The organism is Streptomyces sp. NPDC058678, from assembly GCF_042714835.1.
Taxonomy (GTDB): Bacteria; Actinomycetota; Actinomycetes; order Streptomycetales; family Streptomycetaceae; genus Streptomyces.
Genome location: NZ_JBHXSG010000135.1, coordinates 1 through 9,415, shown reverse-complemented (window position 1 = coordinate 9,415; position 9,415 = coordinate 1). Strand labels below are relative to the sequence as shown.

General features: G+C 67.8%; 7 protein-coding genes and 4 pseudogenes. 3 read left to right on the top strand and 8 right to left on the bottom strand.

Going from position 1 to position 9,415, the window contains the following annotated elements; translation table 11 throughout:
* Positions 1–167: 167 nt before the first annotated feature.
* Positions 168–317, bottom strand: a complete 150-nt coding sequence (locus ACFWWR_RS47490) for a hypothetical protein (RefSeq protein ID WP_384310596.1) — start codon at positions 315–317, stop codon at positions 168–170.
* Between the two features lie 70 nt (positions 318–387).
* Positions 388–504, bottom strand: a pseudogene (locus ACFWWR_RS47485) (ATP-binding protein); the annotation flags it as partial.
* A gap of 246 nt (positions 505–750) precedes the next feature.
* Between ACFWWR_RS47485 and ACFWWR_RS47480 the strand changes: the two are divergent.
* Positions 751–2,136: an FAD-binding oxidoreductase gene (locus ACFWWR_RS47480; protein ID WP_384310592.1), complete on the top strand. Its 1,386-nt coding sequence runs from the start codon at positions 751–753 to the stop codon at positions 2,134–2,136.
* Here ACFWWR_RS47480 and ACFWWR_RS47475 read toward each other — a convergent pair.
* Positions 2,124–2,423, bottom strand: a pseudogene (locus ACFWWR_RS47475) (LLM class flavin-dependent oxidoreductase); the annotation flags it as partial. The gene ACFWWR_RS47480 and the pseudogene ACFWWR_RS47475 overlap by 13 nt on opposite strands.
* A 224-nt stretch (positions 2,424–2,647) precedes the next feature.
* Positions 2,648–4,114, bottom strand: a complete 1,467-nt coding sequence (locus tag ACFWWR_RS47470; RefSeq protein ID WP_384310591.1) for an FAD-binding oxidoreductase — start codon at positions 4,112–4,114, stop codon at positions 2,648–2,650.
* A gap of 188 nt (positions 4,115–4,302) precedes the next feature.
* Between ACFWWR_RS47470 and ACFWWR_RS47465 the strand changes: the two genes are divergently transcribed.
* Together ACFWWR_RS47465 and ACFWWR_RS47460 are read left to right on the top strand one after the other, a co-directional pair.
* Positions 4,303–5,112 (top strand): alpha/beta fold hydrolase, encoded by an 810-nt coding sequence (locus ACFWWR_RS47465; protein ID WP_384310589.1) that lies wholly within the window; start codon positions 4,303–4,305, stop codon positions 5,110–5,112.
* 314 nt (positions 5,113–5,426) lie between these two features.
* Entirely contained in the window at positions 5,427–5,741 is a 315-nt protein-coding gene (locus ACFWWR_RS47460; protein WP_384310587.1) for a hypothetical protein, read from the top strand.
* A gap of 181 nt (positions 5,742–5,922) precedes the next feature.
* Here ACFWWR_RS47460 and ACFWWR_RS47455 read toward each other — a convergent pair whose 3' ends face one another.
* The 4 genes and pseudogenes from ACFWWR_RS47455 to ACFWWR_RS47440 form a co-directional block, all read right to left on the bottom strand.
* Positions 5,923–7,941 carry a SpoIIE family protein phosphatase gene (locus tag ACFWWR_RS47455; RefSeq protein ID WP_384310586.1) on the bottom strand — a complete coding sequence of 673 codons (2,019 nt, stop codon included), beginning with the start codon at positions 7,939–7,941 and terminating at the stop codon, positions 5,923–5,925.
* Positions 7,942–8,556: 615 nt separating this feature from the next.
* Positions 8,557–8,709 carry a hypothetical protein gene (locus ACFWWR_RS47450; protein WP_384310594.1) on the bottom strand — a complete coding sequence of 51 codons (153 nt, stop codon included), beginning with the start codon at positions 8,707–8,709 and terminating at the stop codon, positions 8,557–8,559.
* A 6-nt stretch (positions 8,710–8,715) separates the two neighbouring features.
* Positions 8,716–8,772, bottom strand: a pseudogene (locus ACFWWR_RS47445) (hypothetical protein); the annotation flags it as partial.
* Positions 8,773–8,938: 166 nt separating this feature from the next.
* Positions 8,939–9,073: pseudogene (locus tag ACFWWR_RS47440) on the bottom strand (IS5/IS1182 family transposase); the annotation flags it as partial.
* Between the last annotated feature and the right edge of the window lie 342 nt (positions 9,074–9,415).

Here is a 9,415-nt window from a genome sequence, read left to right as displayed (position 1 = left end):
CGACAACGTGATCGGGTGGACCCCGAAATCGGCGGCGATCTGTTCCAGCGTGACGCCGGGCTCGCGGTTGCGCGCGTCCCGCACGACGTCCTCGCGGAACTCCTTCGGATACGGCTTGGGCACTGCAACATCCTTCCAGGCCGCTTCTCAGCAAGCCAGGTCAGGTGTCACCCAACCCTGCAGCAGTCCCTCTGGTAGGTGAGGCCGGTCGCGAGCAGGTTCAGGATCTCGTGCTCACGTGTGGTCAGGGTGGGGAAGGCATCCTTGGCCGCCGCGCCAGTAAAGGAGGCGAAGAGGGGGCCGAGGCGTTCGGCCATGTGCGGGCTGAAGGTCGCGCCTCCAGCAGCGACGGTGTGCAGGGCACGGAGGATTTCGTCGCGGCCAGCCCTTGAGAGTGATGCGTTTGCCGACCGGTTCGCGGTGCGCCTCGAAGCTCTGGGCTACCGCCATGACGGTCTCCAAGCCGTGATGGCCGACCCGACTAGGATCTGCGGCCCGTGCCACTGCCTGCATTGCCCTGAGCGACGACCTTGGCGGAGACCCAGCGACCGATAGGAATTGCATGGCTCGGTAGTCGGCGGGACGCTGGACAAGTCATGCCTAAGGCGTCCGTTGACACGACGCCCGCGAAACCTCGGGCTCTGAGACGACCTGGCAAAGGACCGGCGAGAGAAAAAAGCAGCTGATCGAGTGACGGCCATGGACGGCCGTAGCCGGGGGCAGGATATCCGCCTCCTTAAGGAGATCGCCATGGACAATGCGACCTTGGAAGCGATGCAGACCTCTCTGCGGGGGCCGGTCGTAGGCCCGCAGGATCCCGAATATCGCCAGGTTCGCAGCATCTACAACGCAATGATCGAAAAGCGTCCCGCCGCAATCGTGCGGTGCGCGGATGCCGCGGATGTCATGGATGCGGTCAGCTTCATCCGCGACAACGGCCTGGAGCTCGCCGTCCGGGGTGGCGGGCACAGCGGTCCCGGCCTGTGCCTGGTGGACGACGGCGTCACGGTCGATCTCTCGCCGATGCGCTGGGTACGGGTCGATCCCGGCGCGAGGACTGCCCAGGTGGGCGGCGGCAGCCAGCTCCGGGATCTTGACCACGCCACCCACGGCTTCGGGCTCGCGACTCCCACCGGCATCGTGTCGATGACCGGTGTGGGAGGGCTGACCCTTGGCGGTGGCCATGGATATCTCACCCGCAAGTACGGCCTCACCGTGGACAACCTGCTGGCCGCGGACGTCGTGCTGGCCGATGGCAGCTTCGTCACCGCGAGTGAGACCGAGCACCCGGACCTTTTCTGGGCCCTGCGTGGTGGCGGCGGCAACTTCGGCATCGTGACCTCGTTCACCTACCGGCTGCACCCGGTGGACACCGTCGGGGTCGGAATCACCGTGTGGCCGGTCGACCGCACCCGTGAGGTGCTCACGTGGTACCGCGACTTCCTCCCGCAGGCCTCCGAGGACATCTACGGCTTCTTCACGCTCTTTACCATCCCGCCCGGTCCGCCCTTCCCCGAAGAGCTCCACGGCCGGAAGGTGTGCGGCATTGTGTGGTGTCACACCGGTGACCCGGACCGCACCGAGGACGTCCTCGCGGTGGTGAACGAGCCCGCGCCGCCTGCCTTCCACTTCACGTCGCCGATGCCCTATCCCGCGTTGCAGAGCCTGTTCGACGAGCTGATTCCCACCGGGTACCAGTGGTACTGGCGCGGCGACTTCTTCGACCGTGTCCCGGACGCAGCCGTGGACGTGCACCTCAAGTACGGCGAGAACCTTCCCACGCCGCTGTCGCTGATGCACCTCTACCCGGTCGACGCGGCCGCCCATCGGGTGGCCCGGGAAGATACCGCGTGGAGCTACCGGGATGCCGTCTGGTCAGGCGTCTTCGCAGGCGTGGACCCCGACCCGGCCAACGCCGAGACGATCAAGCGATGGTGTGTCGACTACTGGGAGGAGATGCACCCCTATTCCATGGGGGGCTCGTACGTGAACTTCATGGGGCAGGGTGAGGAGGAGGGGCGGGTCCGGGCCACCTACCGCGACCACTACGACCGGCTTGCGCAGGTCAAGCGGACGTACGACCCGGACAACCTCTTCCACGCCAACCAGAACATCAGGCCAGCTCAGCAGTACTGACTGCCGGACCTTGCCGTCCGCGTCCATGGTGTTTCGGGGTGCCGCGGTCTCTGCGCGCCGCTGGCGGACACACCATGAGGTTGCGTGCTGATCCACAGATCCGCGTGGCGCACTGCCATTTCCATGCCCCGTGCGCCGGTGGCCCCGATCGCCACCGGCGGCCGGCGGCGCGTACCGCCCCCGATATCAACTTGGTGGGCCGAGAAGAACCAGCCGGGAACACCCGTGCCGGCTTGGCGGAGAAGGAGATCCGTGAGCCGTACCCGTTCCAGGAAGCGGGCAGTGCGTTCCTTTCGATCGGTGGCGGTCTGCCGAAGGCATCGGAGTCACGCCAGGGTTGCAGGCTCCGAGGCCCAGAAGAAATGGGCCCTCTGGGCGGACAACGGGCCAGGGGCCGGAAGCCAGAAAGCCAAGGCGGCTTTGGCGGAGGTAACCGGGTGGCGGAAAGGGCACAGCGTCTGGACCCCGAGTCGGAGGGTGACGTGATCACCGCAGGTGATCGACGCAGGGCTCAGCTGGTCGGTTGGATGTTCGCGTTGAGGCGGAACAGATTGCCCGGGTCGTACTTCGTCTTGACTGCTGAAAGCCGTTCGTAGTTCCCGCCGTAGCCCTCCCGCAGGAGCTGATCGCCCTCTTCCAGGAAGCCGGGGAAGTTGAGGTAGACGCCCCCGGTGGAGAAGTGGCGCAGGTCGGCGAAGGTGTCGCGGACCCAGGCCAAGTTCCGCTCCGAGTCGGCCTGGCGGTCCCAGTTGCCCTCGATGCCGAACAGGTAGGGCACGCCGCGGTTGGCGAAGGCGGTCTCCTGTTCTCCCACCCGTGCCATCGCGCCGCCCTGGTACCAGACGTCGATGGTCGAGTCGGGCGAAGGCGCCGCCGTGGCAAGTTCGGTCAGACGCTCGATCAGCTTGTCGCTGAGTTCGGGTGCGTTCACGGACTTCCAGTAGTAGAGCCTGCCGTCCGGGTAGTCCTCGTCGAGGAACCTCTGTGCTTCGGTGTAGGCGGTGTGCTCGCTGAGGTCGCAGAGAGGCTCGGTGATCTCTCGGAGCGGACGCAGCGCGCGCTCACCCCCTTCGGCCGCGTCCTCACCGGCACCGGTGGACACGGCGAGGAGCGCCACGAAGGGTTCTCCTTGTACCGCCGCCGGATACGCCTCGGCCCTCGGTATCCGGCCGAGGACGGCGAGCGGTGCCGCCTCCTCGGGCACCTCCGCGACGTAGCGCTCGCAGGCCCTGAGCACCTCTGCGGCGCGTTCCAGGGGGTAGTACACGTGGCAGAGGAAGACCCGGGGCCCCACGGGATGTAGGCGGTAGTCGAATGAGGTCACGACGCCGAAGTTTCCGCCGCCGCCACGGATCGCCCAGAACAGGTCCTGGTTCTCGCTCCCGCTCGCGGTGAGCAGCTTCCCGTGGGCTGTGACCACCCTGACGGACACGAGGTTGTCGCAGCTCAGCCCGTACTTGCGACGGAGCCAACCCATGCCGCCCGACAGGGTGAGCCCGGCGATGCCGGTTGCCGAGACCACCCCTATGGGTGCGGCGAGCCCGTGTCGCTGGGTCGCGCGGTCGAGGTCTGCCAGCGTGCAGCCGCCCTGGGCGCGGACAGTGGAACCCTCGGGGTCGACGTAGGTGTCCGTCATCTCCGACAGGTCGACAACCAGTCCGCCGTCGCAGACGGCCTGGCCGGCAACTCCGTGCCCGCCCCCGCGCACCGCGAGCGGCAGGGCGTTGTCACGGGCAAAGTTCACCGAGGCGACCACGTCGTCGTCACCGAGGCACCGTGCCACGAGCGCCGGCCGCCGGTCGATCATGCCGTTCCAGAGCGCTCGCGCCGGCTCGTAGTCCCGGTCCTGAGGCAGGATGAGGCGCCCGTGCAGGCGTGAGGCGAAGCCGTCCAGGAGTGGGCGCGGCAGTCCGGTATCGAGGGGTTTGCCGTGCTCCCCCATGATCGGCCTGCTCGATCCCGGATCCGCGTCGTTCATGGTGGTTGCCTCCCGTCTCTTCAGCATCACGCCGGGCGGAAGGCGGCGCCATCTGGGGCAGAGGAGGATTACTGGCTGCTCAGGTCGCCCAGCGCAGGCAGCCGGCCGAGACCTGTGGGACGGTGTGAGTACGGGGGTGTGGGCGTGGGCTCTCCACGGAAAGCGTTCCCGGAAGGCGGAGGCCGGGCATGGGCGAAACGATCGAAACCGACGCTGGCGGGATCTGGATCGAGCGCCGAGGCGAGGGACCCGACGTCCTGCTCATCGCAGGGCTCAGCGACCCCGCCGAAGCGTGGCAGGCACAGCTCGACGGGCTCGCCGACCGCTACCGTCTCACCGCCTACGACAACCGCGGCACTGGGCGCACGCCGCTGCCCGAGGGACCTCTATCGGTGCCCGGGATGGCGGACGACGCGGCCTCGGTTCTCCGCGCGCTGGACATCCCGGCCGCGCATGTCATGGGCTTCTCGGGAGGCAGCCGCATCGCGCAGGAGCTGGCGCTCAACCATCCCCGGCTCGTCCGCAGCCTCGTCCTGATGAGCACATGGGCACGTCCCGACGCATACTTCCGCTCCATGACGGACTTCTGGCACTGGATGGCCGAGCGAGCACCGAACGAGCGAGCCATGCTGGAGGCGTTCCTGCTCTGGATCTACACGCCGCGGGCGCACAACGACGGCACGGTCGAACGGATCATCGAGGAGACGCTGGCCTTCCCGCATCCGCAGACCGTCGAAGCCTTCCAGCGCCAGCTCGCACCGTTCAGGACGCACGACACGCTCGATCGCCTGCCAGAGATCACCGCACCGACACTGGTACTCGCCGGTGAACTCGACATCGCCACGCCACCGCGCCTCGGGCGCGCGGTCGCCGAGAGCATCCCGGGGGCGCGCTTCGAGGTGCTGCCGGGCGAGGCCCACCAACCCTTCCAGGAGATCCCCGACGCCTTCAACTCACGAGTCGACGCCTTCTGGCAGGAAGTCCGGATGCCGGGCTGAGGACCGCCCGGCGGCCGGATGCCGGGCCTGACGTCGGCCAACCGCCGGAGCCGCAGCCGGATCGGCCTGGCCCCCTGCCGGTCAGGCACGCAACCTGCTCATGGCCGTCCCCCATGTCGGCGGCTATGACCGGGCCCGCGGTCGTCGGCTGGTGGGGTCTTCGCAGGCGACCGGTCGCTCCCGTTCCGCGCGCCTTGTGTGTCCGCCGCCGTGCACCTTGCCGCATGCAGGCGGGCAGGCACGAGTCGTCGAGTAGCACCGCCGGGCAGGGAGGGCGAGCGGCAGGTCGGCGGTGATGGCGGCACGCTGAGGGCGTGCGGATGGTGAGGGGTGCCGAGGCCCGCCCCTCACGCCACAGCGGCACACAGGACGCGGGCCGACTGCGCGTTCGCATCTCGTGGGTGCCCTCCAGGCCCACCGCCGACCACGACGCCTCCCGCGGCTGGGAGAACATGTTCATCCCCAACGGCGCCGGAACCGCGGAGTGGCGTCTGGGCTGGGCAGCCGACGTCCCCCGCGGCTACTTCATGCTGGTCCTCCCGCTTGAGACCCCCGTCGCGGGACTTGAAGTCCCAACTGGCGTGCTCAGCAGCACCTCCATCGGGCACATGAGCCAGGAGAAGGCATGAGAACCTCCGTGCGGCCAACGATGCCGATCACGCTCCGGCGAGGCCAGGAGTGAACCACTCCGAGTTCGGTGGAGATCCAGATCGTGCTTGTGAACTGGGGTTTCGTGGATTGCATGTGGTAGGTGGTCTCGTACTCGACAGGCGGGACGTGGCGGAGACTTGTTGGATGCATCTGCGCCTTTCAGTCAGTCGGTAGCTTCTGCTCGCACCAGATGGTTTTTCCGACGGTGGCATGTCGGGTGCCCCAGTTCTGGCTGAGCCGAGCGACCAGGACCAGGCCCCGGCCGCCCTCGTCGTAGTCCCGGGCACGGCGCAGGTGGGGAGCGGTGCTGCTGGCGTCGGAGACCTCGCATATCAGTGTGCCGTTGCGGATCAATCTCAGCTCGATCGGCGGCGCACCGTAGCGGATGGCGTTGGTGACCAGCTCGCTGACCAGTAGCTCGGTGATGAAGGCCGCGTCCCACAGCCCCCACTCGTCGAGCTGTTCGGCGGCCAGCTTCCGGGCACGCGCGACGAGGGCTGGGTCGGCGGGAATCTCCCAGCTGGCCACCCGGTCCCCACTAAGGGCGCGGGTGCGGGCAAGGAGCAGGGCGACATCGTCGGCCGGTCTGTCAGCCACCAACGATTGGATGATGGCGTCACAGGTTGCGTCCAGCGACGGCGGTCGGGACGCCAACGTGTCATGCAACGTGTCCAAGCCCTCGTCGATGTCACGCTCACGGGACTCGACCAGGCCGTCGGAGTAGAGGGCGAGCACGCTGCTTGCGGGCAGGGTCAGCTCAGTGGTCTCGAAGGGCAGGCCGCCCAGTCCCAATGGGGGACCTACGAACCCGCGGACACTTGCCACCGAACCGTCGGGAGTGCTGACGGCGGGCAGCAGGTGCCCGGCCGAAGCCAGCGCGCAGATCCGGGAGACGGGGTCGTAGACCGCGTACAGGCAAGTTGCTCCCAGCTCACCGGCCGCCGCAACATCGCCTTCGGCGACGCTGGCCTTCTCGTCACCGGCAAGGTGGATGACCAGGTCATCGAGGTGAGTGAGGAGTTCGTCGGGTGGCAGGTCGACATCAGCCAGGGTACGTACGGCGGTGCGCAGCCGTCCCATGGTGGCGGAGGCGTTGATGCCGTGGCCGACGACATCTCCGACGACAAGGGCGACCCGGCTGCCGGAGAGCGGGATCACGTCGAACCAGTCACCCCCCACGCCGGCCTGTGAGCCTGCTGGCAGATAGCGGAAGGCCACCTCCACAGCAGTCTGCTCGGGCGGCCGCTGCGGCAGCAGACTTCGCTGCAGAGCCAGCGCGATAGCTCGCTCATGGGCGTAGCGGCGGGCGTTGTCGGTGGCCACGGCGGCCTTGACGGCGAGTTCCTCGGCGTCGGACAGATCACTCGCCTCGTAGGGGTCGGATTCCCCCGCTCGCCAGAAACTGACGACCCCCAGCGGCACGCCCCGTGCCCGCAGCGGCGCTGTGATCAGCGAGTGGATGCCGTGGTCCAGCACTGACTCAGCCTGCTCCGGGATCGAGGACCGCCATGCGGTGGAGGCCGGCAGATCGGGCTCGATCCTCGCCTGCCCACTGCTGCGGGCCTGGTGAGCGTATGCGGTGGATGTGATCAGCGCGCCCGCCGGGTGGAACGGGTGGTCCTCCCGGATGCCCGCTACGGCCACCCGGCGCACATCCACGCCGTCGACGGCTGGCTCCTCTCCGAGCAGGACGGGTCCCGCCAGGTCCACGGTGACGAAGTCCGCGAACCGGGGCACCGCCACCCGCGCCAGCTCCTGCGCGGTCCGCTCCACATCGAGGCTGGCGCCGATGACCATACCGGCGTCGTGCAGCAGCTCCAGACGGTCATGAGCCGCCTCCGCCCGCGCCCGTTGGCGGCGCCCGCGTACGGCCAGCTCCGAGACCGCGGCGCCGATGACGAGCAGCAGGAGGACCGTCCAACCCTCCTGGGTAGTTGCTATGGAGAACTCCTGCCATGGACCGACCAGGAAGAAGTCGAACCAGGCGGCGGCCGAAACCGCCGCAATCAGACCGGCGACACGATTCCCCATGGCGGACACAGCCACCACCACCGCGACCAGGACGAGAGCCGCGTCGACGCTGGCGAAGGAGGTCCGGAACGGCACCAGTGCCAGAGAAACGACCAGCGGTGCCACCAGGGCGGACCCCACTGCCCGGCTGCGTCTCAGTACGTCCACGACGTGTTCCCTGTCCACTTCGGCCGCCTCCCGTGTGGTGAGCTGTCGTGAAGGACACGTACCGCCTAGCTGCACCACACGGCTGCGGCGTGGCAGCAGGAAACAGCGCCCCTAATCAATAGATTATCCATCAAATCGGGCACCTGTTCGCGCAGTGCCACCCTCCGCCTGGAGCCGATAAACAGGCTCCGCCAAGAAGGCGCCGGTCGCCTGACGTCAGTGCACAACGGCGGTCGAGAGCAGCCGGCTGCGGACCGTCAGCGCAGGTGGAAGGTATACCGACCAGGGTCAGCAGCCTGCCCGAGTGGGCTTGGGGACGAAGGGGTCCAGCAGTCAGCAGTTCTCGGCCTACGAGTCGGGGCGCGCACATGGCTCCCCGATGATCAATGGAGGGCCTTCGTCTTGCTTCGCTGGTGAGAGCGCTTCCTCGACGGAGTGATCGGTTCCCCCAACCTGCGTACTGGAGGTAACACACTCCAGGGTCAGGTGATCCAGGCGTGCGCCGATCTGGTGGGGGCCCGTCCCTGGGCCGCCTCTGGGCCGGTCGAGGCCGCTCAGCAGCGACCGGTGCCGACCACCAACGACAGTCCAGCCCACTCTCTGCAGGCTGCCGGATCACTTGCCGATGCGCAGCGCCTCTTTGAGGAACACACTGGCGTAGTTCGGGGTGCCCTGGGTGGTGATCACCTCGATGCAGGCGCGTACGTGCCGGTCCTCCGTGGCCTCGCGCAGCAGCACGTCGGCAAGGTCGGCGCGGGAGGTGGACATGCCGGGCAGTCTCTGTGGCGCGACGGCGACGCGGTAGTCCGTGACGGGCGTGGCGTCGAACAATCCCGACGGACGGACGATCGTCCAGTCCAGATCGGTGGCCGCACGATCTCCTCCATTCGGCGCGCGTCCTCGACATCAGGATCGGCCCGACCACTTGCGGAGAAGAATTTCTCCTCAGAGGGCGTTTGATGTAGGTGAATTGCCGTTTATTTCCTAGTAGGTTCCTCGTTGGTGTGGTCTCGTCCGTTATGCGCTTGGCGAGGTTGTCGATCGAGGCGATGCGGATCATGGCCTCGGAGCTGGCGGGCAGGGTCTCGTAGTCGCGGGCGAGGCGGCGATGCATCATGATCCATCCAATACTCCCGGTCCGGGTACGGACGCGGTCTGCTTCGGCACGGTCCATCCGAGTGTTCGCGCCGGCCCGGTGGTCTCTTCTTTCTTTCTGCAGAGCCGTGGCGAGGGCGTCCTCAGTCCGTGTGTGACGGCCGAACGGGGCACCCTGGCTGCCGTCCTGTGGTGAGACCGGCGATGTGCTGCGGGCTGTTGGGCAGTTCGCTCGGTGGCGGAGATCGGGGTTGCGCCGCGGCTGAGCGGCGTCGAACTGGTGAGGCCGGCGGTGTGGGTCCTGTTCGGCTTCGCTGTCGCGGTGGTGATGCCGGCGGGCTCTGGAAGGAGTTCTCCTTCCTCGGCTGAGGGGTGTCCT